Here is a 25,470-nt window from a genome sequence, read left to right as displayed (position 1 = left end):
CCAATCTGCTCCCGCTCCAGCGGACTCAACCTCGACGCCACAACCACCCCAACGACAAACACCGAAGAGTGTTGCAACCACCGGTTGAGCCCGCCGAGCTGACGGAAAGTGTCCAAGATCTACGATCGCGGGCCGGGTAGGATCCGGCGAATGATCAATGGGGGACACCTGGATCGGGCCGGGCGGCGAGTGACGCTGCGGCCGGTCGACGACGACAACTGGCGGGCGGTGGCCGACGTCGCCCCGCGCGACGACCAGCGCCGGTTCGTGGCCGCGCTGGGCGCGCGCTATCTGCTTCTGAGCACTCGCTCCGAGGTGTGGAACTCGCTCGCGGTGTACGCCGACGAAACCGTCGTCGGGCACGTCATGTGGGGCGTGGACGACGACGGTTCGCACTGGATCGGCGGGATGCTGATCGACGCCGCGGAGCAGGGCCAGGGCGTCGGCCGGGCCGCTGTGCAGACGCTGGCCCCCTGGCTGGCGGCCCGAGCCGGCAACCCCCCGGTCCGCCTGTCGTACCACCCCGACAACACCCCAGCCGCCGCCCTCTACACCTCCCTGGGCTTCCACCCCACCGGCGCCGTGGACGACGACGAGCTGATCGCAGAACGAACCCCCTGACCCCCGCGATCTTGCACTTCCTGTCCCCACATAAGGGGCATACCGCCCCATACCGACAACCGAAACCGCAAGATCGCGGGGTTCACCGGGCCTGGCCCACGTCGATCATGGAGTTGTGGGTGCTGACGCCCACCACAACTCCATGATCGACCGGCGGGGGTGGGGTGGGGCGGGGTGGGGGGAGTGGTTAGGGGAGGCGGGTTGGGGTTTTGGGGTGGCGTTGGGTGGGGAGGGTCGGGGTTGCGGTCAGTGGGGTGGGGAGGCCGGTGACTGTGGCTTCGCCAGTGCGGTCGACAGTGACGTGCACCGGGGCGTTGGCCACGCGGAGGCCGTCGACCGCCACGGCGCCGAGCTCTGCTCCCGCCAGGGGTGCCAGTCGCACCGTGCCGCCCGGTACGTCCGGGTAGAGCCCAGCGGCGGCCTGGAGCAGCAGCACCGCGCCCGTCGCGGCCCACGCCTGCGGTCGACACGACGCCGGGTACGGCACCGGGCGGCTCACCTGCGCCCGGTCGTCGCCGCCGTACAGCTCCGGCATCCGGTAGTCGAACGCCTCGGCCGCGCTGAGCAGCCCCTCGGCCAGACCGAGCGCGGCCTCGCGGTGCCCGGCCCGGGCCAGCCCGCCGAGCACGATGGCGGTGTCGTGGGTCCAGATCGAGCCACAGTGGTACGACAACGGGCTGAATCCGGCGTCGTCGCTGGACATGGTGCGTAGCCCGAACCCGGCGGACATCGTTTCGGTGGTGAGCAGGCGCGCTACCTGGGCCTCCTCGTCCCGGTCGAGCAGGCCGGTGCCGAGCAGATGGCCGATGTTGCTGGTCAGCGAGTCGACCGGGCGTTTGTCGCGGTCGAGGGCCAGCGCGGGTTGCGGGCCGTGGCGACCGTCGACCCAGAAGCTCTTGCGGAACCGGCCGACCAGCGCGGCGGCGTGCTCGCGCCAGCGGTCGGCGCCCGGGCGGCCAAAGGCGTCCAGCAGGGCGGCGCCGTTCACCGCGGCCTCGTGCGCGTACCCCTGCACCTCGGCCAGCACGATCGGCGCGGTGGCCAGGGACCCGTCGTGGAAGCGGACGGCGTCGCCGGAGTCCTTCCAGCCCTGGTTGGACAGGCCGTGTCCGGTGGTGTCGATGTACTCGACCAGTCCGTCGCCGTCCGGGTCGGCGTGCTCGCCGAGCCAGTGCAGCGCCGCCTCCAGGTGCGGCAGCAGGGGCTCGATCTGCTCGGCGGGCATTCCCCAACGCCACGCGTCGTGCAGGAGGTTCACCCAGAGCATTGTGGCGTCGACGGTGCCGTAGTACGCCGGTGGAAGGCGCAGGCCGTTGTCGGGCAGGGCGAACGCGTGGCGGCGCAGCTCGTGCAGGATCTTGCCGGGGGCCTCGCCGGTCGCCGGGTCGACGCGGGTGCCCTGCCGACGGGCGAGCACGCGCAGGGTGCCGGCGGCCAGGTCGGTGCCGAGCGGCAGCATCATCCTTGCGGCCCAGAGGCTGTCCCGGCCGAACAGGGTGAGGAACCAGGGCACCCCGGCGCCGAGGAACACGTCACCTGGTGCGCCGGTCTCGGCCAGTCGCAGGCCGCGCAGGTCGTCCAGGCTGCGGTCGAGCAGTCGGGTCAGCCGTCGGTCGTCGGCGCTCACCTCGGGTCGGGACCACTCGGGCTCGCCGGTCGGGCCGACGACGACGGCGCGCGGGTCGTCGACGCTCAACTGCCAGCGCAGCACGGTCTCGCCGCCGGGCGGCAGGTCGACCGGCCAGGCCAGCCGGGGCGTGGTGGCCCGCTCGCCGTCGGCGCGCACGTCGGCGCCCGGAGCGGTGACGGTGACGGTGATCCCGGTGCCCGACCAGGTGAGCGTGCCGGGCCGAGCGGTCGTTGCCGGCAGCGCGTCGGTGGCCCCACCGGACTTGACGACCTCGATGGGTGCCAGGTCGCAGCCGAGGTCGACGGTGACGGTGGCCCGTACGCCGACAGTGGCGGTGGAGACGATCCGCAGTTCCTCGGTGAGGCCGTTGCGGGTGGCCCGCCGGAGCCGGTCGACGCGGACGGTGGGGTCGGGCGTGGGGTCACCGAGCCAGCGGGCCAGGCTCACGAAGTGTGCGCCGTGCGGGCCGTCGTCGCCGCGGGCCAGCCCTTCGAGCTCCCGCTCGTCGATCCGCAGCTCGGCGCGGGAGAGCACCCGGGCGTCGGCGTGGAAGACGCCCTGGACGCCGGTCGGGCGGATCTGCCCGGTCGCGTCCCCCAGCGCGCTGGTCGGGGCGAGGACCACCCCGACCAGCTCGTGCAGGAGGGGTTGCAGCTGGCGTTCGATCACGGTGTGGCTCCAGATCCTCGGGGTGCGGGGCGGCCATCTTGACAACGCGCCCCTGGCGGTGCAAAGTGCGAAACATTCCAGAAACTTGAACGATCCAATCCTGCCTTATCCAAATTGGATCGTTCAAGACGGCGAGAGGGATTAAGTGGCCGAAAAGGTGACCATCGCGACGGTGGCCCGGCACGCCCGAGTCAGCCGGCAGACGGTGTCCAACGTGCTCAACGCCCCGCACATCGTGCGGCAGGAGACCCGTCAGCGGGTCGAGGACGCGATCAACGCGCTCGGTTACCGGGCCAACCAGGCCGCCCGGCAGATGCGCACCGGCCGGTCCCGCCTCATCGCCGCCCGGATCGACCCGACCCGCGACGGCATCAACGGCTCCGTGCTCGACCGCTTCCTGCACGGCCTCACCGAGACCGCCGATGCCGCCGGCTACCGGGTCCTGCTCTACACCGCCACCGACGACGACCGGGAGATCGCCACCTACGGCGACCTGCTCGGCACCTACGAGTTGGACGCGTTCGTGCTGGTGGGCACGAAGTACGGCGACCCGCGTACCGAATGGCTCGCCGACCGGGACGTGCCGTTCGTGACCTTCGGTCGCCCATGGGACGCGCTCGACGCGCACCCCTGGGTGGACGTGGACGGCGCGGCCGGCACCGCCCAGGCCACCCGACATCTGCTCGACGCCGGCCACCGGCGGATCGCCTTCGTCGGCTGGCCGGAAGGCTCCGGCGTCGGCGACGACCGGCGGGCCGGCTGGCGCGACGCCCTGCGTGCCGCCGGCATCGACCCGACCGGGCTGCACCGGGAGACCGAGGACGGCATCGCCGAGGGCGAACGTCTGATGCGTGACCTGCTCCTCGCGGCGGCACCGAGCGCCGTGGTCTGCGCCAGCGACTCGCTCGCCCTCGGCGCTCTCCAGGCGATCCGCGGCATCGACCCGCCGGTGGCGGTGATCGGCTTCGACGACACACCGGTGGCCGCCGCGGTCGGGCTGACCAGCGTCAGCCAACCGCTCGGCGACGCCGCCGCCCGCTGCGTGGACCTGCTCACCGGGGTCCTCGACGGCGACCACGAGACCCCCACCCCCGTGCTGCTCCAGCCCTCGCTGGCACTGCGGCACACCGCGTAGTCCCACCCCCCACCAGGAGAAACCATGGCACCCCGAACAATCACCCGGGCAGCGGTGGCCGGCCTCGCCGCCGTCGCTCTCCTCGGCTCCGCCGCCTGCGGCAGCGGCTTCGACGACTCCTCCGGCGACACCGCCCAGTCCAGCGGCCCGGCCAGCCTGCAGATCCTGATCGGCTCGTCCGGCGAGGCCGAGACCAAGGCCGTGCAGGACGCCGCCGCGAAATGGGCCGGCAGCTCCGGCAACACCGCGACGGTCACCCCGGCGCAGGACCTCACCCAGCAACTCGGTCAGGCGCTCGCCGGCGGCACCCCGCCGGACGTCTTCTACGTGGACGCGGCCCAGTTCGCCAACTACGCCAGCGTCGGCGCCCTGGAGCCGTACGGCGACAAGGTCAGCAACTCGGGCGACTTCTACGAGAGCCTGCGCACCGCCTTCACGTACGACGGCAAGCTCTACTGCGCGCCCAAGGACTTCTCGACACTGGCCCTGCAGATCAACACCGACCTGTGGACCAGGGCCGGGCTGACCGACGCCGACGTGCCGACGACCTGGGAGCAGCTCACCGCCGTCGCCCAGAAGATCAAGGCCAAGGGCCAGGTCCCGGTGGCGCTCGGTGACACCCGGGACCGGATCGGCGCCTTCATGGTGCAGAACGGCGGCTGGCTGGTCAGCAAGGACGGCAAGCAGCCCACGGCGGACACCCCGGAGAACCTCGCCGCCCTCCAGTACGTCAAGACCATGCTCAGCACCGGACTGGCCAAGTACCCGAAGCAGCTCGACGCCGGCTGGTCCGGTGAGGCGTTCGGCAAGGGCAAGGCCGTGATGACCATCGAGGGCAACTGGATCAAGGGTGCTCTGCAGAACGACTTCCCGAACGTGAAGTACAAGGTCGTGGCGCTGCCGGCCGGCCCCAAGGGGCAGGGAACCCTCTCCTTCACCCAGTGCTGGGGCATCGCCGCGAAGAGCAAGTACAAGGACCAGGCGATCAAGTTCGTCGAGGCGATGACCAGCGGTGAGCAGCAGATGACCTTCGCAAAGGCGTTCGGTGTGATGCCGTCCCGCCAGTCGGCCCGCGACCAGTACACCGCCGCCTTCCCGGCGGACAAGGTGTTCATCGACGGCGCCGCGTACGCCCAGGGCCCGGTGAACGCCCCGAAGATGGACAGCGTCCTCAAGGACCTCGACACCGGTCTGCAGGGGTTGGCCAACGGCGACCCGAAGACGGTGCTGCAGAGCTTCGACAAGAACGCCAAGGCGGCGCTCGGCGGCAGCTGAGGTGACGGCGGGGGCCCCGGCGAGCACCGGGGCCCCCGCCGCACGTCGGCCCGAGAGAGGAAGGGAGGGAAGATGGCAACCGAGACACTGACCGCCGAGGCGACCGCGGGCGAGGGCGGCCCGCGCCGACGCAGGGGCGGCATCCGGAGCAACGAGAACCTCGCCGGCTGGCTCTTCGTCGCGCCGGTGATCGTCATCCTGGGGTTGTTCCTGCTGCTGCCGATCCTGATGGCGCTCTGGGTCAGCCTGACCGACTGGAACGGCCAGGGCAGCCCCTTCACCGGCGACGTCCCGTTCGTTGGCGGGCACAACTACACCCAGTTGTTCACCGAGGACGGGCTGGCCCGCCGCGACTTCATGACCAGCATCCGCAACAACATCTACTACGTGGCGATAGTGGTGCCGGCGCAGACGGTGCTCGCGCTCGGGCTGGCGTTGGTAGTCAACAACCGGGTGCTCAAAGGCAAGAGCTTCTTCCGCAGCGCCTTCTACTTCCCCTCGGTGACCAGCTCGGTCGCGATCAGCGTGGTGTTCCTGTTCCTCTTCGCCAACTCCGGCGCGGTGAACGCGCTGCTCGGCTTCGTCGGGATCGACGGCCCGGAGTGGTTCGCCGACTCCCGGGGGGTGCTGCACCTGTTGTTCGGCGCGGTCGGCGTCGACTCGCCACCGGCGGCACTGGCCGACGGCGGCCCGTTCGGGTTGACCTGGTGGGACTGGTTGGCCGGCCCGAGCGTGGCGATGATCTCGATCATCACGTTGGTTGTCTGGACCACCTCCGGCACCTTCATGCTGATGTTCCTGGCCGGGTTGCAGAACGTGCCGGTAACCCTGGACGAGGCGAGCACCCTCGACGGCGCGTCCCGATGGCAGCGCTTCCGGTACGTCACCCTGCCGATGATCAGGCCCACCATGTTCCTGGTGCTCACCCTCGGCATGATCGGCTCCTGGCAGGTCTTCGACCAGGTGTACGTGATGAGCCAGGGCGACCCGGCCAAGACCACGCTCACTCCGGCGTACCTGTCGTACCGGACCGCCTTCCGGGACTTCGACTACGGCTCCGGCGCGGCCATCTCGTTCGTGCTGTTCCTGATCATCATCGTGCTCACACTGATCCAGCGCCGGGCGCTGGCCGAGCGGAACACCGACCGGCCGCGCCGCGGCTGGCGGCGTCGGCGCGTACCGGAAGGGTCCTGAGATGGCAGTGCTCACCGACCACCCGGCGGCGACGCCCGCCCGGCGTCACCAGCGCACGGCCCGCACCCTGGCCACCCGCTTCCTGGGGTACGCCACCCTGGTCTTCTTCGGGCTGGTGTTCCTCTACCCGTTCGTCATCCAGATCGGCAACGCGCTCAAGACCGACCCCGACGCCGCGGCGAACCCGCTCTCACCGTTCCCGGACCCGCTCACGCTGGCCGGCTTCGAACGGATCTTCGCCGGCACCAACTTCCCGCTGTGGCTGGGCAACTCGCTGCTGGTGACGGTGCTGGTCACCATCGGCCGGGTCTTCTTCGACTCGCTCGCCGGGTACGCGCTGGCCCGGCTGCGGTTCCGCGGCCGGGGCGGACTCTTCGCCGCCGTCATCGCGGTGATGGCGGTCCCCGGGGTGGTGCTGCTGATCCCGAAGTTCCTGGTGCTCAACCAACTCGGCCTCTACAACAGCTACGCCGGTCTGGTGGTGCCGCTGCTGGCCGACGCGGCGGGCGTGTTCATCATGAAACAGTTCTTCGAATCGATTCCGGTGAGTGTCGAGGAGGCTGCCCGGATCGACGGGGCGAGCATCTTCCGTACCTTCTGGTCGGTGGTGCTGCCGATGGCGAAACCGGCGCTGATCACCCTCACCATCCTGTCGTTCCAGGGCTCCTGGAACGAGTTCCCGCACAGCCTGGTGTCTGTGCAGGACCCGGACCTGTTCACCCTGCCGCGCGGGTTGGCCGACCTGGTCAGCGGCTCGCTCGGCAAGGGCACCCAGTACCCGCTCAAGCTCGGCGCCGCGCTGCTGGCCACCATCCCGGTGGCGATCATCTTCGTGGTGTTCCAGCGGTACTTCGTCCGCGACGCCAACGACGGCTCCGACAAGGGCTGATCCGGTCGGTGCGGCGGCCCCGACCTCGGGACCGCCGCACCTGTCACTCGACCTTCTCGGCCGGAACGGCCACGTGCAGGCGCACCTGAGGCACCAGCATGTCGTCGACGTCCAGCGCCCGGGCCGCCCCGTCGAGCTCCCAACCGGTGCTGGTCAGGAACTTCCGGGTCGCCTCGTCACCCTCGAACGCCCAGGCCACCGCCCGACTCATCCCGTCCTCCCGCCACAGGTCGACGGCGGCGGCGAGCAGCCGACTGCCGTGCCCCCGCCGGCCCCACCGCGGCTCCACCAGCAGGTCGGTCACCGCCGCCACGTCCGGGCCGAGCGCCTCGGCCGGCTCACCCGGGGCCAACGCCTCGCCGTCGGCCGGGCCGGAGGCGGCGAACCCCACCAGATACGATTGCTCGGCCTGTTCGACGGCGACCAGCACCCGGTGCGCGCCCGAGGGCGGCTCCAGCACCGCGGCGCTCCACCGCCGGGCGAGGAACGCCTCGTCCAGGTTGTCGAGCACATGCCGAGGAAGGATCCGGCGGTACGCGACCCGCCAGGTCGCGAGCTGGATGCGTGCGATCTCGCCGGCGTCCTCGGGACGCGCCGGGCGGACGTACCCGAGAGCCATGGGACGGAAGCCTACGCAGGGCGAGGGAGACGACGGTGGCGCAGGGTGCCAACAGGACAACCGCGCAGGTCGTCGGGGTGGTGGTGCTCGCCGCGGCGGTCACCGGGTTCCTCGCCGTCGCCGCCGTCCGGCACGGGTTCTTCGACCTGAAGGTCTACTACGGCGCGTTGACCTGGTGGGTGCACGACGGCGGGGAGATCTACGACTACCTCAAGCCGGGCACCCAGTACGGCTTCACCTATCCGCCGTTCGCCGCGCTGGTGATGCTGCCGATGGCGTACCTGCCGTGGACGGCCGCGATCGTGGTGAGCGTGCTCGCCAGCGTGGCCACCACAGCGGTGCTGATCTGGTGGCTGGTCGACCCGATCGCCCGCCGCGCCGGCTGGACCCGGTGGTTCGCCCTCGCCGTGGCGCTCTGCCTGGCCGCCGCGTTCGAACCGATGCGGGAGACTGTCAACTTCGGCCAGGTCAACACGCTGCTGCTCTTCCTGGTGGCGGTGGATCTGCTGCGGCTGCTGCCGGCCGGAAACCGGTGGGCCGGTGTGGGCATCGGCCTCGCCACGGCGATCAAACTGACCCCTGGCGTGTTCATCGTCTACCTGCTGGTGACCGGGCGGTGGCGGGCGGCGCTCACCGCCAGCGGCACGGCCGGCGGTGTGTCGCTGCTGGCCGCCGCGCTCTTCCCTGACGCGTCCCGGGAGTTCTGGACCGAGGCGCTGTGGAACACCGGGCGGGTGGGCGAACTGGCCTTCGTCTCCAACCAGTCGCTGCGCGGGGTGGTCGCCCGGCTCGACCCGGAGCACCCGAGCACAGTGCTGTGGCTGCTGCTCGTGCTCGGCACCCTGGCACTCTGGGCCTGGCGCTCCCGGGCCGCCGTCGTGGCCGGCGACGAGGCCACCGGCCTGGCGCTGACCGGCGCGGTGATGTGCCTGGTCAGCCCGGTCACCTGGGTGCACCACCTGGTCTGGCTGCTGCCCGCCCTGATCCTGCTTGTCGACAACGCGATGGCCGCGCCGGCCGGCCGCCGACGGCAGGTCCTGCTGGCCGCCGCGACCATCGGGTACGCGGTGCTGATCAGCCGGACCGTCTGGCTCTGGGAGAAGGACTTCACCGGCGTCGACGGCTTCCTGGGCAGCAACGCCTACGTGTGGGTCAGTCTCGCGTTGCTGGCCTTCCTGCCGATCCGCCGGTGGCTGACCCCGAACGGGTCAGCGGTCGAGGCGTCCGGCGTACCGCAGCTCGACCAGCCCGACCGGCAGGCCCCCACCGGCCAGCGGCACCTGGTAGGTCGACCGCTCACCGTCCGGTGACAGGCCGACGCGCTCGCAGAAACGCCGGGCCCGCCGGTTGTCCGCCAGCACCCACGCCCGGTAGCCGGCCCAACCCCGCTCGGTGAGCCCGCTCCGGGCCGCGTCCAGCAACGCCGCCGCGGTCCCGTCACCCCAGTGGGCCGGCTCCACGTAGAGCGCCACCACCTCGCCGACCGTCGGGTCCAGGTCGTCCCGATCCTGGTTGCGACGGTACGGCCCGAAGGTGGTGAAGCCCACTACCAACCCGTCCACCTCGCCGAGCACTGTGGTGAACGGGTGTTCCGGATCGGCGGTGCCGACGTCGCGACGACGCTGCGCCCAGGCCACCACGTTGAGCCGACCGAGCACCTCGTCCGGCATGAAGCCGGCGTAGCCCGCCTGCCAGCCGTGCACGTGTACCCGGGCGACCGCCTCGGCGTCGTCCGGCTCCTCCCGACGGATGGTCAGCATTGCACCGTTCTATGCCCCGTTGGTCGTCACGTCCAGCTTCCCGCACCGGCGTCGTACCGATGAATTAATGTCGCCGACGATGACCGCACCGGAATCGCTCTCGCTCGCCCAGGCCCGCCGCGTGGCGCTCGCCGCCCAGGGCTTCGCCGACCCGGCGCCGACGGGCGTGCCCACCCGCCGGCACCTGCGTCGCGTGCTGGGCCGGGTCGGGCTGATCCAGATGGACTCGGTCAACGTGCTGCAACGGGCGCACTACCTGCCGCTCTACAGCCGGCTCGGGCCCTACCCGACCACGTTGCTCGACCAGGCCGCCTACCGACGCCCGCGTGAGCTGTTCGAATACTGGGGCCATGAGGCGTCGCTGGTCCCGGTGGAGCTGCACCCGACGCTGCGCTGGCGGATGGCCCGCGCGCACAGCGAATCCTGGGGCGGCATGCGGCGGATCGCCCAGGAGCAGCCTGAGCTGGTCGCCTGGGTGCGGGACGAAGTGGCCGCCCGGGGGCCGCTGACCGCCGCCGAGATCGAGCACGACGCTCCCCGCGAAACCGGCAACTGGGGTTGGAACTGGTCGGCGGTCAAGCGGGCGTTGGAGTTCCTGTTCTGGGCCGGGGAGGTGACCGCCGCCGAGCGCAGCACCTCCTTCGCCCGCCGCTACGACCTGCCCGAGCGGGTGCTGCCCGCAGCAGTGCTGGCCGCGCCCACCCCCACCGACGCCGAGGCGTACCGGACGCTGGTTTCCCTCGCCGCGCGGTCCCTCGGGGTCGCCGCCGAGCCAGAGCTGCGCGACTACTTCCGGTTGCCGCTGGCCGGCGCCCGGCAGGCCGTCGCGGAGCTGGCCGAGGCCGGTGAGCTGGTGCCGGTCACCGTGGCGGGCTGGCGGCAGCCGGCGTGGCTGCACGCGTCCGCCCGGCTGCCCCGCTGGGTGCGGGGCAACACACTGGTCAGCCCCTTCGATCCGCTGATCTGGGAACGTGCCCGCACCGAGCGACTGTTCAACTTCAGCTACCGGATCGAGATCTACGTCCCGGCGCCACAGCGGGTCTACGGCTACTACGTGCTGCCGTTCCTGCAGGGCGACCGGTTCACCGCCCGGGTCGATCTGAAGGCCGACCGGAAGGCCGGGGTGCTGCTGGTGCCGGCCGCCTGGCTCGAACCCGGCGCCGACCCGGGGGAGACCGCCGTCGCGCTCGCCGCCGAGCTGTACCGCCTCGCCGGCTGGCTCGGCCTGGACGCGGTGGCCCCACCAGCGGCCGGCGATCTGGCCGGTCCGCTCACCGCCGCGTTGGCCGGTGTGTCCGGTGTACCGTGAGCGCGTGACGAGCGCTCCCGGACCGGTCGACCAGCCGCACCCCGCCCCCGGCGCGGTCCACACGGCGCCGGCCGACGGTGGAACGGGTCCCGCCGGCGCGGGTCCCGGCGGTTTCGTTCCCGCCGGCGCGGGTCCCGGCGGTTTCGGTCCCGGCGGCTCGGGTCCGGAGGGTTGGCCGACCACCCCGCCGGGCGGCTACCCGGCGCCCGAGCCGGACCGGCTCACCCGGTTCGTGTTGCGACTCTACGAACGTTCCCCGCGCTGGGCAGTGCCGCTGGCCGCAGTCGGCTGCGTCGCCATCGGCATGAGTTACGCGCTGCTCAGCAACCCGACCTACGCCGACCCGGACGCAGCGCCCACCTGCCTGCTCAAGTTGACCACCGGGCTGGACTGCCCGGGCTGCGGTGGCACCCGCGCGCTCTGGTACGTGCTGCACGGCGACCTGCCGGCCGCCGCCCGGCACCACTTCCTGTTCGTCTTCGCGCTGCCGTTCCTCGCGTACCTCTTCGTGGCCTGGGCGGGAAACCAGGCGTTCGGTTGGCGACTGCCCGAGCTGCGGATCAGCTCGAAGGTCATCGGCGGTTTCCTGGCCGCGTGGCTGGCCTTCTCGGTGCTACGCAACCTGCCCTGGGCGCCGTTCACCTCGCTCTACGTCTGACCGCGTCCCCGTCCGCCGCGTCGCTGCCCGGACGCGCCGCTGCCCGGACGCGCCGCTGCCCGGACGCCGGGGCTCGGGCGGATGGCGCTGTTCGGGCGTCCTTTGGACCTGATTCGTTTACGACATCAGGGGGACTCCTTCAGCGCGCCCACCACCCATGATCGACTCGGCATCCGGAAAATCGGACCATCCACCCGACCCGGATAGCGCGACTTTCAGGAACCCGTGTCGATCACCCACTGAGCAGCTGCACAGCCGCGTTCGCGGCGCACGGCGGCCGACGCCCCTCGCCCCAAGATCGCGCTCGATCCTGGATGTAGTGGGGTCGGGCAAGACGGATGCCACTACATCCATGATGTTGCGCGATCTTGCGAGCGGAGACGGCTGCGAGGCCGCTCGGGCCCCGGTCGCTCGGCTCGTTCGGCCCCGATCGCTCGGCTCGCTCGGCTCGCTCGGGTCGCTCGGGTCGCTTGGGGGAGCGGCGCTCGGGCCTCGGCCGCCGGCTTCGGCGGCCCACCCGCCGGGGCTGATGTCGCCAACGATTCAGCTCCAAAGGACGCCAATGGAACTGTCCGCTCCGGCCTCGATGCCGATGCCGATGCCTCGGCCTCGGCCTCGGCCTCGGACCCAGACCCGGACCTCGGACCCGGACCTCGGACCTCGGACCCGGACCCGGACCCAGACCCAGACCTCGGACCCCGCCTCCGACAACGTCCCGGGGGCGGCGGCGGGTTCGGTGCTGTCTGAGTGATCGACATTGCACGGGGCGCGCCTGAGTTGGGTTGGGCGGCACCCCACCACTAAAGTCCCAGGAATGCCGGACATGGTGCAGCCCCAGGTCAAGTTGATCGCGTGGACCCAATTCGCGGCCCCGGACGACGTGCCGTGGTCGACCGACGCTGAGGGCGGCCAGGCGCTGGCCGAATTCGCCGGTCGGGCCTGCTACCAGTCGTGGAAGAAGCCGAACCCGGCGACCGCCACCAACGCCGGCTACCTGGCGCACATCCTCGAGGTCGGGCACCTCTCGGTGCTGGAGCACGGGTCGGTCACCTTCTACTTCACGGGGGTGTCCCGCTCGTTCACCCACGAGCTGATCCGGCACCGGCACTTCTCGTACTCCCAGCTGTCGCAGCGCTACGTCCCGGAGCGGGACGCGGCAATGGTCGAGCCGGCCGTCATCGCCGACGACCCCGAGCTGCACAAGAAGTTCGTGGAGGCCGCCGAGGCGAGCGTTCGGGCGTACACCGAGTTGCTGGAGGGCCTCGAGCAGCGCTTCTCCGACGAACCGAACCCGACCCTGCGCCGCAAGCAGGCCCGGCAGGCGGCCCGCGCGGTGCTGCCCAACGCCACCGAGACCCGGATCGTGGTCTCCGGCAACTACCGGGCCTGGCGGCACTTCATCGCGATGCGCGCCACCGAGCACGCCGACGTGGAGATCCGTGAGCTGGCCGTGGAGTGCCTGCGCCAGCTCCAGGGGGTCGCCCCGAACGTGTTCGCCGACTTCGCGATCACCACGCTGCCGGACGGCACCGACGTGGCGGCCAGCCCGCACGAGGCGTCCTGAGCCCTTCCCCGGCGGGCCCCGGCTGGTCGTCCGCTAGGTTGGAGGGTATGACGCACGACCACCTCGACGCCGCGTCCCGCCCGGCGTCCCGCCCCTTCGGCCGGCTTCTCACAGCCATGGTGACCCCGTTCACCCCGGACGGTTCCCTCGATCTCGACGGCGTCGCCCGGCTGGCCAGCCACCTGGTCGACGAGCAGGGCAACGACGCGCTGGTGGTCAACGGCACCACCGGTGAGTCGCCGACCACCACCGACGCGGAGAAGGAACACCTGATCCGGGCTGTGGTGGAGGCCGTCGGTGACCGTGCCAAGGTGGTCGCGGGCGTTGGCACCAACGACACCCGGCACACCATCGAGCTGGCCGCCGCCGCCGAGAAGGCGGGCGCGCACGGCCTGTTGGTGGTCACCCCGTACTACAACAAGCCGCCGCAGAGCGGGTTGCTGCGCCACTTCACCGCGGTGGCCGACGCCACCGGCCTGCCGGTGATGCTGTACGACATTCCGCACCGCTCCGGCGTGCCGATCGACACCGAGACGTTGGTCCGGCTCGCCGAACACGGTCGGATCGTCGCGGTCAAGGACGCCAAGGGCGACCTGACCGCCACCAGTTGGGTCACCAGCCGGACCAGCCTCGCCTTCTACAGCGGCGAGGACGCCCTCATCCTGCCGGCGCTGGCCGTCGGCAGCGTGGGCGTGGTCGGCACCTCGACACACTTCACCGGGGCGCTGACCGCACAGATGATCGAGGCGTACGACGCGGGGGACATGCCGGCCGCGCTGGCCCTGCACCGGCGGCTGCTGCCGCTGTTCACCGGCATCTTCCGTACCCAGGGCGCGATCCTGGTGAAGGCGGGCCTAGCGTCGCTGGGCCTGCCGGCCGGCCCGGTGCGACCCCCGCTCGTGGACGCCACCGACGACGAGATCGCCCAGCTGCGCGCGGACTTCGCGGCAGCGGGCCTGGAGCTGCCCGAATGAACGAACGACACGATGGACGTCGAGTAACGGCGTCGCAGAACGAGGTGGACGCGTGACCGAGGCGCACATCGAGGCGGAACTACCCCCGCCGCTGCCGGAGGGCGGCCTGCGGATCATCCCGCTCGGCGGGCTCGGCGCCATCGGCCGGAACATGACCGTCTTCGAGTACGACGGCAAGTTGCTGATCGTCGACTGCGGGGTGCTCTTCCCCGACGTCGAACAGCCCGGTGTGGACCTGATCCTGCCCGACTTCGGCCCGATCCTGGACCGGCTCGCCGACGTCCAGGCGATCGTGCTGACGCACGGCCACGAGGACCACATCGGCGCGGTGCCGTACCTGCTCGCCCACAAGCCCGACATCCCGCTGGTCGGCTCACAGTTCACCCTCGCCCTGGTCGAGGCGAAGTTGGCCGAGCGGCGGATCCAGCCGTACACGCTGACCGTGCGGGAGGGCGGCCGTGAGCGGCTCGGCCCGTTCGAGTGTGAGTTCTTCGCCGTCAACCACTCGATCCCGGACGCCCTCGCGGTGGCCATCCGCACCCCCGCCGGCCTGGTGCTGCACACCGGCGACTTCAAGATGGACCAACTGCCGCTGGACGGCCGGATCACCGACCTGGCCGGTTTCGCCCGGCTCGGCGCCGAAGGCGTCGACCTGCTGCTCTCCGACTCCACCAACGCGGAGATCCCCGGCTTCGTCACCCCCGAGCGGGAGATCGGCCCGGTGCTCGACTCGATCTTCGCGAAGGCCAAGGGCCGGATCATCGTGGCCTCGTTCGCCTCGCACGTGCACCGCGTGCAGCAGGTCTTCGACTCCGCAGCCGAGCACGGCCGCAAGGTCGCGCTGATCGGCCGGTCCATGGTCCGCAACATGGGCATCGCCCGGGACCTCGGCCTGCTCAACATCCCGGCCGGCCTGGTCATCGGGATCGAGGAGGCGACCACGCTGCCGCCGGAGCAGATCGTGTTGATGTCCACCGGTTCACAGGGTGAGCCGATGAGCGCGCTGGGCCGGATGGCCAGCGGCGACCACCGGCACATCACGATCGCCCCCGGTGACACGGTCGTGCTGGCCTCCTCACTGGTGCCCGGCAACGAGACCTCGGTCTACCGGGTGATCAACCGGCTCGCGCGGGCCGGCGCGGTGGTCGTGCACAAGGACGTGGCCAAGGTGCACGTCTCCGGGCACGCCCCCGCCGGGGAACTGCTCTACCTGCTCAACGTGGTCCGGCCCAGCAACCTGATGCCCGTGCACGGCGAGTGGCGTCACCTGCGCGCCCACGCCCGGCTCGGCATCGAATCCGGGGTCGCCGCCGATCGGGTGGTGCTCTGCGAGGACGGCGACGTGGTCGACCTGGTCGAGGGCCGTGCCAGCCTGGTCGGGCACGTGAAGAGCCGGTACGTCTACGTGGACGGCCTCGCCGTCGGTGACGTCAGCGAGTCGCTGCTCACCGAACGGCGGATCCTCGGTGACGGCGGCTTCATCGCCACCACCGTGGTCGTCGACTCGGTCACCGGCAAGGTGGTCGCCGGCCCGACGCTCTCCGCGAAGGGTTTCTCCGAGGACCCGGAGGCGTTCAACCCGGTGGTGCCGCTGGTCACCGAGGCGCTCAACCGGGCCGCGGCGGACGGCATCACCGACCCGCACCAGCTTCAGCAGATCGTCCGGCGGACGGTGGGGCGGTGGGTCAACGACAAGTACCGTCGTCGGCCGATGATCGTGCCCACAGTCGTCGAGGTCTGACCGCACGCGTCACGATGCCCGTCCGCACACGAGGTGCGGGCGGGCATCGCCGGTTCCGATCGGGCTCGCCGTTGCGGGTCAGCCGCGCTGGAGCCGGCGTCGCAGGAGCAGCAGTCCGCCGCCGAGGGCCAGCAGCGACACGCCGATCAGGCCGTACACGATGGTGGTCGTGCCGGTGCGCGGCAGTTCCGTCGCCTCCACGGCGGGCGTGGCCGGTGCCGTGGTCGCTGGCGTGGTCGGGTCGGCCGGTGGCGCGGTGGTTGCCACGCCGCCGCCTCCGGATCCGCCGCCGGTCAGGCGGAGCGTCACCGAGGTGTCCGGGTTGGTGTACCGGTTGGTGGGCGCGAGCCAGAGGCGAACGCTCTTCGTGCCGCCGGTGGCCGCCATCCGTACGTCGAAGCTGTCCGTGGCGCCGTCGGCGAGGCGGCGCTCGCGCAGGATCTCGCAGCCCACACCGTTCATCCGGCCGCTGTCGGAGCACCCCGGTGCGGTCACCCGCACACCGTCCGGGGTGGCGACGTTCAACGAGTACCCGCCGATGTCGAACGTGCCGGTGTTCGTGACCAGGACCCGGATGGTCGCGGCACCGTCGACGACCGGGCCGGCGGTGGCCCGTAGCCGCAGCGTCGTGCGGTCCGGCCAGTTGATCCGGAAGTCGGTGGGTCGGTCGGCGCGGCCAGTGGCGTCCTGACCGGCAACGGAACCCCACTCGGTCACCCCGAAGACCGGCTGCGCAGCCGATGAGGTCACCGTCATGCGGTACGTCCGATCGCCTCCGGCGGGCAGTTCCGCGCCGCCGCAGACCCAGGTCCTCGGCGCACCGTCGCCGGCCCGGCAGTCGCCGCCCGCGGTCAGGTCGGCATCCTGTGGCAGGCGGAGCACGAAGAAGCCCTTCGCCGCTGTCGCACCCTCGTTGACGACCTTGACCTCCAGCGGGCCCGACGGGTGCCACGGGTCGCCGCCGAGGAAGACGATGTCGGCCCGGGCCAGGATCGTCGGCGCGGCGCTCCCGGCCGTCGTGCTCGGCGAGACGGTCGGCTTCGCAGGGGCGGCACCGGCAACGGTCGGGGTGGCGAGGGCGGACAGGGCGAGCACGGCGGCACCGATAATGCCGGACCGGAGCGGGCGGTTCATGACGACTCCCGAGGGGTTGCGGTGGGCTGACGGCGATATCACCCCGGTGCCGTTCTCCCGGTTGCGAGCTGTCGGATGTCGTGCAGTCGCGCGGCAACTGCAACCGTTGACGCCACTGGCGAATCAGGGCAGCGCGGCGACCGCTTCGGCGTACGCGATGCCGGTGGCGATGGCCGCGTCCATGAGGATCCGCAACTGCGCCGGGGCGACCCCGTGCGCCAGGTCGGTGGCCACATCGCCGGCCAGCACCAACTCGTCGCCGAGGTCGTGCGCGTACGCCTTGGGCAGCAGCCGGTCGTGGTTCCAGGCGTTGCAGAAGGCGTACGCCTCGGCGCGGCGGGCCGCCGGCAGCCGGCGGTTGGCCATGGCGCGGGCGTGCAGCACCTCGCCGCGCTCACCGGCCCGCCGGAACTGGATCACCGTCCCCTCCCAGTGGCCGACAACCGTCTCGCCCTCGTCCACCAGGTACCGGTCGCCGCGCCCGTCCAGGATCCCGGTGATCATGGCGAGGGAGAGCGCGGACAATTCACGCTCGCCCAGCTCGTGCTCGGCGTCGGCGTCGGCCTGGACGTCGGCCCGATCGGCGTCGGGCCCGTCAGGTTCGTCGTCGGTGGGCAGCGGGACGGGCGCCGCGAGCGGGCGTTCGGCCAGCCAGGCGGCCATCCGTCCGGAGTGGTGCCCCGTGCCGTTGCGCGCGTCGAAGCTGCCGGCCAACTCGTTGGCCACCCCGAGCAGCAGCGCCCCGAGCGTGGCGACGTCCAGCTCGGTGGCCGTCCGCTCGCCGTACGCCGGGCGCGGCATCGTCCGCCCGCCCAGCCCCGCGTCGGCTGCCAGCCCGCAGACCAGTGCCCCGGCGGCGGCGAACTCCATGGCGGCGAGGTCGTCGGTCGGCCGGTCCAACCGGGGCAGCTGCTCGGCCAGAATGGCCAGTCCGCGCTCCAGGTGTCCGCCCAGCGCGCAGAATCGCAGGTGCGCGGCGAGGTGCGGGAACGCCGCGCGCTCCCGGCGGTGCCGGCGGTACGCCCGCACGTGCGCCGTCGCCGCCCGCGCCGGCTCGCCGGTGCGCAGTGCCGGCAGCAGACCGGCGACCAGGTCCCGCTCGGGCTGGTCGGTGCAGGACCGCGGGTCGCCGTCGGTCTCCCCGAGCTCGGTGACCGCGGCACGCCACTCGCCCCAGCCGGCCAGCAGTTCGGCACGCCGGGCCGAGGCGCAGCCCGGGCAGCCGCCGGCCGGTCCCGGCCGTTTTCCGGACCATCGCTCGTACCAGTGCCGGGCGGTGGGCTCGTCGCCCAGGTGATCGGCGATCCGGCAGTGCAGCTCCGCGACGGTCGGTGTGTCCGGGCCGTCCGCGCCGACGCGGTGGGCAAGGTCGTGCAGCAGGGACCGCGTCTGGTCCAGTCCGACCCGGGGGGTGCCGAGCAGCGCCTCGACCGCGTACCGCTGGTAACGCAGCAGCAGCCCGGTCTCCGTCTCGCTGAGCAGGTCGGGTCGGTGGTCGGCGGCGGCCCGGCAGCGCCGGACCGGCTCGACCAGACGCCACCGCTCCCCGTGCAGCAGGTACGCCTCGATCAGCGCGAACCGCGCGTCCATCCCGGACCGGACGTCGCCGGCCGCGTCGGCGCGTTCGGCGAGCCGCTCCAGGGCCACCTGCCGGGCCGGGCCGTCGGGGAGGTCCCGGGCCTCGGCGAGCGCGGCCTCCAGCGCCGGTACGCGGCTCCGCGCGAGGCGGTCACCGGAGCCGGTGGGTGGCGTGCCGGTGCGGCTGCCGGTGACGTCGTCCCGGCCGGTCACGACGGCACCGCGCCGGGCAGTCGACGGACCGCCACGGACAGCTGGCAGCCGGTGGAGATGCCACAGTCGAGCAGTTGATCGAGCTGGTGTGGGGTCACGCCGCGTTCCAGGTCGGTGATCACCTCTCCGTACACCCGGGCCCGGCCGTCGTCGGCGACGTGGACGAACGCCTTGGGCCAGAGCCGGTCGTGGTTCCAGGAGTTGCAGAACGCGTACAGGTCGGGCACCCGTTCGATGCCGAAGGTCGGATCGACCATTGTGCGGATCTGGAGCAGCTCCCCGTCCCCGCCGACGCGGAGGAACCAGATCAGGTTGTCGTCGAAGGTGCCCACCAGATCGCCGTCCGGGGTCGGGCCGACGGACCGGCCCCGGGCAGCGAGCACCGCGGCGACCAGTTCGCCGGTCAGCGGACGCAGCGCGCCGGGGTGCCCGGCCAGCGGATCGTCCGGATCGCCTTCGATTTCCGGCGACGCCATGGGGCATCCCTTCTGAGGCGGATATCACGACCGGCGGTGGGGTTCGTGTTACGACGCGCGGACACGACCCGGAAAAGCGGGGATCTGCCCGGCCCCACCGTTACCGTGACTCTATGGCGGGCCGTACCTCTCAGGCGAGCCGGCGGCGCGGCGCGTCGCCGCGCGGTGGCACCAACAGTCGTGCCCGTCAGCCGGCGAAGAAGAACACCCGGGCACCGGTCCGACGTCGCACCACGCCGCCCCGGCCCGGCCCGGCGGTCTACGTCGGCCGTGCGGTCGGTGCACTGTGGATGGGGCTGGCGCACGGGATGGGCTGGGCGGTGCGCGCCGCTGGCCGGCAGGCCGCCTCGGCCCGCGACCTCGACCCGGCGCACCGCCGGGATGGTGCCGGGCTGCTCATGTTCGGGCTCGCCCTGCTCAGCGCCGTGGCGCTCTGGCTGTCCGGAGCGGGGCCGGTGGGCGCGCGACTGGCCGACACGATCCGGCTGTTCCTGGGCGCGATCTCGGTTGTCGTACCGGTGCTGCTGATGATCGGGGCGTGGCGGCTGATGCGTCAGCCGGCCGATCCGGAGCACCGGGGCCGTGGGCTGATCGGTTGGGGTTCGCTGCTGGTGTCGACCGCCGCGCTGCTCCAGATCGGTCAGGACCCGGCCGACCCGCTGGAGCGGGACTTCGCCGGCGGTCTGGTCGGCGCGGGCGTCGGTGGGCTGCTGGAGCGGGCGGTCACCGCCTGGGTGGCGGTGCCGTTGCTCGTCCTGCTGCTGCTCTTCGGCCTGCTCGTGGTGACCGCGACGCCGATCAACAAGATCCCGGAGAGGCTGGGCCTGCTCGCCGGTGGGCTGGTGGGCGCACCGGAGGCGGATGAGGAGGCGGACGAGGTGGCCGTCAAGCCGGCGCGCAAGCGACCGGCGAAGCGGATGCCCCCGCCACTGGACCCGGACGACTTCGAGGACGTCGACGGCGCGGACCTCCAGGAAACCATGGTGCTGCCGCGCAAGTCTCCGGCGAAGGTGCCGGCGAGCCGGAAGCCGTCGGTCGAGCCGCCGGAGCACTCGCCCGCCCCGACCCGTGCCGAGCAGCTCGCGTTGACCGGGCTGTCTGGGGACTACACCCTGCCGCCGGCCAACATGCTCAGCGCCGGGGCCGCCGCGAAGACCCGCAGCAAGGCGAACGACGAGGTGATCGCCGCTCTGACCGGCGTGTTCGACCAGTTCGATGTGGACGCCGCGGTCACCGGCTTCACCCGTGGTCCGACCGTCACCCGCTACGAGGTGGAGCTGGGGCACGGCGTCAAGGTCGAACGGATCACCCAGCTGTCCCGCAACATCGCGTACGCGGTGAAGTCACCGGACGTACGGATCCTCAGCCCGATCCCGGGCAAGAGCGCTGTCGGCGTGGAGATCCCGAACACCGACCCGGAGAACGTCGCCCTCGGCGACGTGCTGCGCTCGCGCGCGGCGACAAGCGACCACCACCCGATGGTCGTGGCGCTCGGCAAGGACATCGAGGGCGGCTACGTGGTGGCCAACCTCGCCAAGATGCCGCACATCCTGATCGCCGGTGCCACCGGCGCGGGCAAGTCGAGCTGCCTCAACACCCTGCTGGTGTCCATCCTCACCCGGGCCACCCCGGACGAGGTGCGGCTGCTGCTGATCGACCCGAAGCGGGTCGAGATGACCGGCTACGAGGGCATCCCGCACCTGGTCACCCCCATTGTGACCAACGCCAAGAAGGCGGCCGACTCGCTGGACTGGGTGGTCCGCGAGATGGACATGCGCTACGACGACCTCGCCGCCAACGGGGTCCGGCACATCGACGACTTCAACCGCAAGGTCCGCAACGGCGAGATCACGGCTCCGCCGGGCAGCGAGCGCGAGATGCGTCCGTACCCGTACCTGTTGGTGATCGTGGACGAGCTGGCCGACCTGATGATGGTCGCGCCGCGCGACGTCGAGGACTCCGTCGTCCGGATCACCCAGTTGGCCCGGGCCGCGGGCATCCACCTGGTGCTGGCCACCCAGCGTCCCTCGGTCGACGTGGTGACCGGTCTGATCAAGGCGAACGTGCCGTCCCGGCTGGCTTTCGCCACCTCCTCCCTCGCGGACTCCCGGGTCATCCTCGACCAACCGGGCGCGGAGAAGCTGCTCGGCCGCGGTGACGGGCTCTTCCTGCCGATGGGGGCGTCCAAGCCGGTCCGCATCCAGGGCGCCTGGGTCACCGAGCGCGAGATCGCCGACGTGGTGAAGTTCTGCAAGGACCAGCGTGAGCCGGAGTTCCGCAAGGACGTGCTGGCCCCGGCACAGGAGAACAAGAAGAAGATCGACGAGGACATCGGCGACGACCTGGACCTGTTGGTGCAGGCGGTGGAGCTGGTGGTCACCTCGCAGTTCGGCTCGACCTCGATGCTGCAACGCAAGCTGCGGGTCGGTTTCGCCAAGGCGGGCCGCCTGATGGACCTGATGGAGACCCGGGGGGTGGTCGGTCCGTCCGAGGGGTCGAAGGCGCGCGACGTGCTGGTCAAGCCGGACGAGCTGGACGAGGTCCTGGCCGGCCTGCGCGGCGACGTGGACTGACCGGCACTCGACCCTGGACGCGCGACGGGCCCGCCGGGATCCGGCGGGCCCGCGACGGGGGAGCGGTCAGTTGCTGATCAGAGCGCCGAGGATCACCAGGCTGATGATCGCGGCGACGACGCTGGCCGCGGCGGCGTACCAACCCAGCGGCTTGTCACCGAGCACCGCGCCGACGACGCCAGCGATGACGCCGAGCACTCCGAAGATGACCGGGTTGAGCAGCAGGGCCAGGACCGCGAAGACGAAGCCCACGATGGTGAGGATGCGGGCGGCGTTGCTGCGGGGACGGGCGGTGCTCGGCATGTCGGCCATGTCTTCCTCCGGGTGAGAGCCTGTCGTGACGAATCGATCAATACCCACTGTGGGCGCTCGCCACGCCTGCCCGGCGGGGCACCTCAGTGGAAGATCTTCAACCCGATCACACCGGCGACCACCAGCAGGAGACAGAGAATTCGGGGCAGGCTCGCCGACTCGCCGAGCGCCAGCATCCCGATCAGCGCGGTGCCGACGGCGCCGATGCCGACCCAGACCGCGTAGCCGGTGCCGACGGGAATGTCCCGGAGCGCGTACGACAGCCCGGCCATGCTCAGCAGCAGGGTCACCACGAACACCACCGACGGGACCAGCCGGCTGAAACCGGCGCTGCGGTCCAGGGCGATCGCCCAGGCCGTCTCCAACAGTCCCGAGATCACCAGTACGAGCCAGGCCATCGCTTCACCTCACCGGAAGCGCCCGGGCTTCCGCGCCGGGACGAGTCGAGTCTGCACGTCACGCGGGGCGTCTTGGCCTGACCGGGTACGCCCACCACTCGTCCGGAGCGGCCACGAGCATCCGGCCACTGGTGCCGACGCTAGCACCGGCCCCGGTGGCGGGGAGGTGACCATCACCACGGTCCGTTGACCTCCACTTGACTTCAACTTGCAGTATCGCCAGCATGACCATGCTCTACGCCGACCCCGAGGTCGCCGCCGCGCTGGACGCCGCCACCACTGTCGACGCCATGCGCGCCGCCCTCCTGGCCGCGTACGAGGGCCGCCTGATCGCGCCGCCCCGGGCCGCCGCACCGCTGAGCGGCGGACGGATGGTGCTCACCGCCGGGCACCTGGTCGGCGAGTGGTACGGCTTCCGCTCGTACGACACCTTCGGTCACCCGCAGGGCGAGCAGTTGGTGGTGCTGCACGACGCCCGGACCGGGGCGATCCGGGCGGTCGCCGTCGGCGAGGAGTTGGGCTCCCGTCGTACCGGAGGGTTGGGGGGCCTCGCTGTCGACGCGCTGGCCCGTCCCGACGCCGCCACCCTCGGGGTGATCGGCTCCGGCCGGCAGGCATGGACCCAGGTCTGGGCCACCGCCGCGGTCCGCCCGCTGCGTGAGGTGGTGGTGCACAGCCGCTCGGCCGCTCGCCGGGATGCCTTCGCGGCCCGGGTCCGTGCCGAACTGGGGGTGCCGGCCCGTGCGGTGGCCGACCCGGGCGTGGCCGTCGCCGGGCGGGACCTGGTGGTGCTGGCGACCACCAGCCCGACCCCGGTGCTCTGCGCCGCCGACCTCAGCCCCGGAACGCACGTCAACGCTGTCGGCTTCAAACAGCGCGACCGCAGCGAGTTCGGCACCGACCTGCTGGACACCGCCGACCTGCTGGTCACCGATTCACCGGCCCAGGCGGCGGACTACCAGCCGCCGATGCTCGCCGCCTCACCCCCGTACGCCGGGCGGTTGCGCGACCTGGGCGGCATCCTGGCCGGCGCGGTTCCCGGCCGGACCACCGCGGACCAGATTTCCGTCTTCTGCTCCACCGGCCTGGCCGGCACCGAGGTGTTCCTGCTGGACGCGCTCACCCGGGTTGGCGCCGAGGCGCGCTGACCGGAATGACGTTCGCCTCCGTGTCGACAGTCTCCGCCGCAGCCCGCGTGCGTGGGCTTACCCGACCGGCCCGGTACCCTCGGATGGTGTCTGCCACCTCTCCTTCTCCCGCTGACCACGTCGAGGGCCGTCGCGTCGCCCTGCTGACCCTGGGCTGTGCCCGCAACGAGGTCGACTCGGAGGAGCTGGCCGCCCGCCTGCACGCCGACGGCTGGCAGGTGACCACCGACGGCGAGGGCGCCGACGTGGTGGTCGTCAACACCTGCGGTTTCGTGGAGAAGGCCAAGCAGGACTCGATCCAGACCCTGCTCGCCGCCGCCGGAACGGGCGCCAAGGTGGTGGCCGCGGGCTGCATGGCCGAGCGGTACGGCCGGGAGTTGGCCGACAGCCTGCCCGAGGCCCAGGCGGTGCTGAGCTTCGACGACTACCCCGACATCGCCGCGCGGCTGAACGCTGTCGTCGCCGGCGAGCAGATCACCGCGCACACCCCACGGGACCGGCGCGAGCTGCTGCCGCTGACCCCTGTGCAGCGCCGCGACAGCGGTGTCTCGCTGCCCGGCCACGGCACTGTGACCCGCACCGTCGTCGACACCGACGAGCACACCCCGGCACACCTCCGTCAGGTGCTGCGCCGACGGCTCGACACCGGTCCGGTGGCCTCGCTGAAGCTGGCCAGCGGCTGCGACCGCCGCTGCGCGTTCTGCGCCATCCCGGCCTTCCGGGGGGCCTTCGTCTCGCGTACCCCGGACGAGCTGCTCGCCGAGGCGGAGTGGCTGGCCAAGACCGGCGTACGGGAGCTGGTGCTGGTCAGCGAGAACTCCACCTCCTATGGCAAGGACCTGGGTGACCCGCGCGCCCTGGAGAAGCTGCTGCCCCAGCTCGCCGCGGTGACCGGCATCGTCCGGGTGCGGGCCAGCTACCTCCAGCCGGCCGAGACCCGGCCCGGGCTGATCGAGGCGATCGCCACCACCCCGGGCGTGGCACCGTACTTCGACCTGTCGTTCCAGCACTCCAGCGAGCCGGTGCTGCGCCGGATGCGGCGTTTCGGCTCCACCGACCGGTTCCTGGAGCTGCTGGCGAGTGCCCGCGCCCTGGCCCCGGACGCGGGCGCCCGGAGCAACTTCATCGTCGGTTTCCCCGGCGAGACCCGCGCCGACGTCGACGAGCTGGTCCGGTTCCTGACCGAGGCCCGGCTCGACGCGATCGGCATGTTCGACTACAGCGACGAGGACGGCACCGAGGCTGCCGGCCTGCCCGGCAAGGTCTCCGCTGCGACGATCAAGCGGCGCTACGACCGGCTCAGCGCCCTCGCCGACGAGCTCTGCTCGCAGCGGGCCGAAGACCGGCTCGGCTCGACGGTCGAGGTGCTTGTCGACACGATCGAGGACGGCGTCGTGGAGGGCCGGGCGGCCCACCAGGCGCCGGAGGTGGACGGTTCCACCACCCTGGTCGCCCCGGCCGAGGGTGGGGTCGACCTGGCCGCGCTGCGCCCTGGCGATCTGGTGCGCGCAACGGTGACCGGCACCGAAGGGGTGGACCTGCTCGCTGTGCCGGATGAGATGATCTCGGCGGCGCCCGGCGCGGCACGGTGACGGCGGGC

At 71.9% G+C, this 25,470-nt stretch carries 22 protein-coding genes and 1 riboswitch; of the genes, 14 read left to right on the top strand and 8 right to left on the bottom strand.

The features are described 5' to 3' along the window. Positions 1 to 150 precede the first annotated feature (150 nt). Positions 151 to 621: a GNAT family N-acetyltransferase gene (locus tag AB0K35_RS17200; RefSeq protein ID WP_363886137.1), complete on the top strand. Its 471-nt coding sequence runs from the start codon at positions 151 to 153 to the stop codon at positions 619 to 621. A 187-nt stretch (positions 622 to 808) separates the two neighbouring features. Here AB0K35_RS17200 and AB0K35_RS17195 read toward each other — a convergent pair whose 3' ends face one another. Continuing rightward, positions 809 to 2,920, bottom strand: coding sequence for a glycogen debranching N-terminal domain-containing protein (locus AB0K35_RS17195; RefSeq protein ID WP_238671761.1), 2,112 nt, complete (start codon positions 2,918 to 2,920; stop codon positions 809 to 811). A gap of 145 nt (positions 2,921 to 3,065) precedes the next feature. Between AB0K35_RS17195 and AB0K35_RS17190 the strand changes: the two genes are divergently transcribed. The 4 genes from AB0K35_RS17190 (at position 3,066) to AB0K35_RS17175 (ending at position 7,413) form a co-directional block, all read left to right on the top strand. Next, positions 3,066 to 4,055 carry a LacI family DNA-binding transcriptional regulator gene (locus AB0K35_RS17190; protein WP_363886133.1) on the top strand — a complete coding sequence of 330 codons (990 nt, stop codon included), beginning with the start codon at positions 3,066 to 3,068 and terminating at the stop codon, positions 4,053 to 4,055. A 24-nt stretch (positions 4,056 to 4,079) separates the two neighbouring features. Next, positions 4,080 to 5,330, top strand: coding sequence for an extracellular solute-binding protein (locus AB0K35_RS17185; protein ID WP_363886130.1), 1,251 nt, complete (start codon positions 4,080 to 4,082; stop codon positions 5,328 to 5,330). Between the two features lie 72 nt (positions 5,331 to 5,402). Continuing rightward, a complete protein-coding gene (locus AB0K35_RS17180; protein ID WP_363886128.1) occupies positions 5,403 to 6,524 on the top strand; it encodes a sugar ABC transporter permease in 1,122 nt (373 codons plus the stop codon). A gap of 1 nt (position 6,525) precedes the next feature. Beyond that, positions 6,526 to 7,413: a carbohydrate ABC transporter permease gene (locus tag AB0K35_RS17175; RefSeq protein ID WP_363886126.1), complete on the top strand. Its 888-nt coding sequence runs from the start codon at positions 6,526 to 6,528 to the stop codon at positions 7,411 to 7,413. A gap of 43 nt (positions 7,414 to 7,456) precedes the next feature. Here the strand turns inward: AB0K35_RS17175 and AB0K35_RS17170 are convergent, their stop codons facing one another. Continuing rightward, positions 7,457 to 8,032 carry a GNAT family N-acetyltransferase gene (locus tag AB0K35_RS17170; RefSeq protein ID WP_238671766.1) on the bottom strand — a complete coding sequence of 192 codons (576 nt, stop codon included), beginning with the start codon at positions 8,030 to 8,032 and terminating at the stop codon, positions 7,457 to 7,459. 35 nt (positions 8,033 to 8,067) lie between these two features. Between AB0K35_RS17170 and AB0K35_RS17165 the strand changes: the two genes are divergently transcribed. Further along, positions 8,068 to 9,342 carry a glycosyltransferase 87 family protein gene (locus AB0K35_RS17165; protein WP_238671767.1) on the top strand — a complete coding sequence of 425 codons (1,275 nt, stop codon included), beginning with the start codon at positions 8,068 to 8,070 and terminating at the stop codon, positions 9,340 to 9,342. Here AB0K35_RS17165 and AB0K35_RS17160 read toward each other — a convergent pair. After that, positions 9,241 to 9,792 (bottom strand): GNAT family N-acetyltransferase, encoded by a 552-nt coding sequence (locus AB0K35_RS17160; protein ID WP_238671768.1) that lies wholly within the window; start codon positions 9,790 to 9,792, stop codon positions 9,241 to 9,243. The genes AB0K35_RS17165 and AB0K35_RS17160 overlap by 102 nt on opposite strands. A gap of 79 nt (positions 9,793 to 9,871) precedes the next feature. On the opposite strand from AB0K35_RS17160, the gene AB0K35_RS17155 reads away from it, so the two are divergent. From AB0K35_RS17155 to AB0K35_RS17135, 5 genes are all read left to right on the top strand, one after another. Further along, positions 9,872 to 11,101: a crosslink repair DNA glycosylase YcaQ family protein gene (locus tag AB0K35_RS17155; RefSeq protein WP_363886121.1), complete on the top strand. Its 1,230-nt coding sequence runs from the start codon at positions 9,872 to 9,874 to the stop codon at positions 11,099 to 11,101. A gap of 4 nt (positions 11,102 to 11,105) precedes the next feature. After that, the gene (locus AB0K35_RS17150) at positions 11,106 to 11,759 is read left to right on the top strand and encodes a DUF2752 domain-containing protein (RefSeq protein WP_363886118.1); all 654 of its coding nucleotides are present in this window, start codon (positions 11,106 to 11,108) and stop codon (positions 11,757 to 11,759) included. 823 nt (positions 11,760 to 12,582) lie between these two features. Beyond that, positions 12,583 to 13,323, top strand: a complete 741-nt coding sequence (thyX, locus tag AB0K35_RS17145) for an FAD-dependent thymidylate synthase (protein WP_363886162.1) — start codon at positions 12,583 to 12,585, stop codon at positions 13,321 to 13,323. 47 nt (positions 13,324 to 13,370) lie between these two features. Further along, positions 13,371 to 14,297 (top strand): 4-hydroxy-tetrahydrodipicolinate synthase, encoded by a 927-nt coding sequence (gene dapA / locus AB0K35_RS17140; protein WP_238671771.1) that lies wholly within the window; start codon positions 13,371 to 13,373, stop codon positions 14,295 to 14,297. A 52-nt stretch (positions 14,298 to 14,349) separates the two neighbouring features. Next, the gene (locus AB0K35_RS17135) at positions 14,350 to 16,038 is read left to right on the top strand and encodes a ribonuclease J (protein ID WP_112586590.1); all 1,689 of its coding nucleotides are present in this window, start codon (positions 14,350 to 14,352) and stop codon (positions 16,036 to 16,038) included. A gap of 78 nt (positions 16,039 to 16,116) precedes the next feature. On the opposite strand, the gene AB0K35_RS17130 is transcribed toward AB0K35_RS17135, so the two are convergent. The 3 genes from AB0K35_RS17130 to AB0K35_RS17120 form a co-directional block, all read right to left on the bottom strand. Next, on the bottom strand, positions 16,117 to 17,172 hold the full coding sequence (locus AB0K35_RS17130) for an LPXTG cell wall anchor domain-containing protein (RefSeq protein ID WP_363886116.1): 1,056 nt from the start codon (positions 17,170 to 17,172) through the stop codon (positions 16,117 to 16,119). 123 nt (positions 17,173 to 17,295) lie between these two features. Then, positions 17,296 to 18,873 (bottom strand): YbjN domain-containing protein, encoded by a 1,578-nt coding sequence (locus AB0K35_RS17125; protein ID WP_363886159.1) that lies wholly within the window; start codon positions 18,871 to 18,873, stop codon positions 17,296 to 17,298. An 86-nt stretch (positions 18,874 to 18,959) separates the two neighbouring features. Next, complete coding sequence (locus AB0K35_RS17120) at positions 18,960 to 19,439, bottom strand: YbjN domain-containing protein (protein WP_363886113.1); 480 nt, start codon at positions 19,437 to 19,439, stop codon at positions 18,960 to 18,962. Positions 19,440 to 19,552: 113 nt separating this feature from the next. Here AB0K35_RS17120 and AB0K35_RS17115 point away from each other — a divergent pair, with 113 nt between their 5' ends. Beyond that, on the top strand, positions 19,553 to 22,012 hold the full coding sequence (locus AB0K35_RS17115; RefSeq protein ID WP_363886110.1) for a DNA translocase FtsK 4TM domain-containing protein: 2,460 nt from the start codon (positions 19,553 to 19,555) through the stop codon (positions 22,010 to 22,012). Positions 22,013 to 22,078: 66 nt separating this feature from the next. On the opposite strand, the gene AB0K35_RS17110 is transcribed toward AB0K35_RS17115, so the two are convergent. Then, on the bottom strand, positions 22,079 to 22,324 hold the full coding sequence (locus AB0K35_RS17110; RefSeq protein ID WP_238671774.1) for a hypothetical protein: 246 nt from the start codon (positions 22,322 to 22,324) through the stop codon (positions 22,079 to 22,081). 83 nt (positions 22,325 to 22,407) lie between these two features. Beyond that, positions 22,408 to 22,722 carry an SMR family transporter gene (locus tag AB0K35_RS17105; RefSeq protein ID WP_238671775.1) on the bottom strand — a complete coding sequence of 105 codons (315 nt, stop codon included), beginning with the start codon at positions 22,720 to 22,722 and terminating at the stop codon, positions 22,408 to 22,410. A 61-nt stretch (positions 22,723 to 22,783) separates the two neighbouring features. After that, positions 22,784 to 22,854: riboswitch (guanidine-III (ykkC-III) riboswitch) on the bottom strand. Between the two features lie 92 nt (positions 22,855 to 22,946). Between AB0K35_RS17105 and AB0K35_RS17100 the strand changes: the two genes are divergently transcribed. Together AB0K35_RS17100 and rimO are read left to right on the top strand one after the other, a co-directional pair. Then, entirely contained in the window at positions 22,947 to 23,870 is a 924-nt protein-coding gene (locus AB0K35_RS17100; RefSeq protein WP_363886108.1) for an ornithine cyclodeaminase family protein, read from the top strand. A gap of 83 nt (positions 23,871 to 23,953) precedes the next feature. Beyond that, positions 23,954 to 25,462 (top strand): 30S ribosomal protein S12 methylthiotransferase RimO, encoded by a 1,509-nt coding sequence (gene rimO / locus AB0K35_RS17095; protein WP_363886105.1) that lies wholly within the window; start codon positions 23,954 to 23,956, stop codon positions 25,460 to 25,462. Positions 25,463 to 25,470: the final 8 nt, after the last annotated feature.

It is taken from the genome of Micromonospora sp. NPDC053740, from assembly GCF_040677775.1.
In the GTDB taxonomy this organism is placed as follows: domain Bacteria; phylum Actinomycetota; class Actinomycetes; order Mycobacteriales; family Micromonosporaceae; genus Micromonospora; species Micromonospora alfalfae.
Note: the sequence above shows the minus strand (reverse complement) of the source record. Positions and strands in the feature narration are given on the sequence as shown.

Coding starts and splice junctions, on each gene's coding strand:
- AB0K35_RS17100 (WP_363886108.1), top strand. CDS start 22,947: ATGACCATGCTCTACGCCGACCCCGAGGTCGCCGCCGCGCTGGACGCC.
- AB0K35_RS17115 (WP_363886110.1), top strand. CDS start 19,553: ATGGCGGGCCGTACCTCTCAGGCGAGCCGGCGGCGCGGCGCGTCGCCG.
- AB0K35_RS17200 (WP_363886137.1), top strand. CDS start 151: ATGATCAATGGGGGACACCTGGATCGGGCCGGGCGGCGAGTGACGCTG.
- thyX (WP_363886162.1), top strand. CDS start 12,583: ATGGTGCAGCCCCAGGTCAAGTTGATCGCGTGGACCCAATTCGCGGCC.
- AB0K35_RS17130 (WP_363886116.1), bottom strand. CDS start 17,172: ATGAACCGCCCGCTCCGGTCCGGCATTATCGGTGCCGCCGTGCTCGCC.
- AB0K35_RS17175 (WP_363886126.1), top strand. CDS start 6,526: ATGGCAGTGCTCACCGACCACCCGGCGGCGACGCCCGCCCGGCGTCAC.
- dapA (WP_238671771.1), top strand. CDS start 13,371: ATGACGCACGACCACCTCGACGCCGCGTCCCGCCCGGCGTCCCGCCCC.
- AB0K35_RS17105 (WP_238671775.1), bottom strand. CDS start 22,722: ATGGCCTGGCTCGTACTGGTGATCTCGGGACTGTTGGAGACGGCCTGG.
- rimO (WP_363886105.1), top strand. CDS start 23,954: ATGGTGTCTGCCACCTCTCCTTCTCCCGCTGACCACGTCGAGGGCCGT.
- AB0K35_RS17170 (WP_238671766.1), bottom strand. CDS start 8,032: ATGGCTCTCGGGTACGTCCGCCCGGCGCGTCCCGAGGACGCCGGCGAG.
- AB0K35_RS17155 (WP_363886121.1), top strand. CDS start 9,872: ATGACCGCACCGGAATCGCTCTCGCTCGCCCAGGCCCGCCGCGTGGCG.
- AB0K35_RS17120 (WP_363886113.1), bottom strand. CDS start 19,439: ATGGCGTCGCCGGAAATCGAAGGCGATCCGGACGATCCGCTGGCCGGG.
- AB0K35_RS17180 (WP_363886128.1), top strand. CDS start 5,403: ATGGCAACCGAGACACTGACCGCCGAGGCGACCGCGGGCGAGGGCGGC.
- AB0K35_RS17185 (WP_363886130.1), top strand. CDS start 4,080: ATGGCACCCCGAACAATCACCCGGGCAGCGGTGGCCGGCCTCGCCGCC.
- AB0K35_RS17160 (WP_238671768.1), bottom strand. CDS start 9,792: ATGCTGACCATCCGTCGGGAGGAGCCGGACGACGCCGAGGCGGTCGCC.
- AB0K35_RS17110 (WP_238671774.1), bottom strand. CDS start 22,324: ATGGCCGACATGCCGAGCACCGCCCGTCCCCGCAGCAACGCCGCCCGC.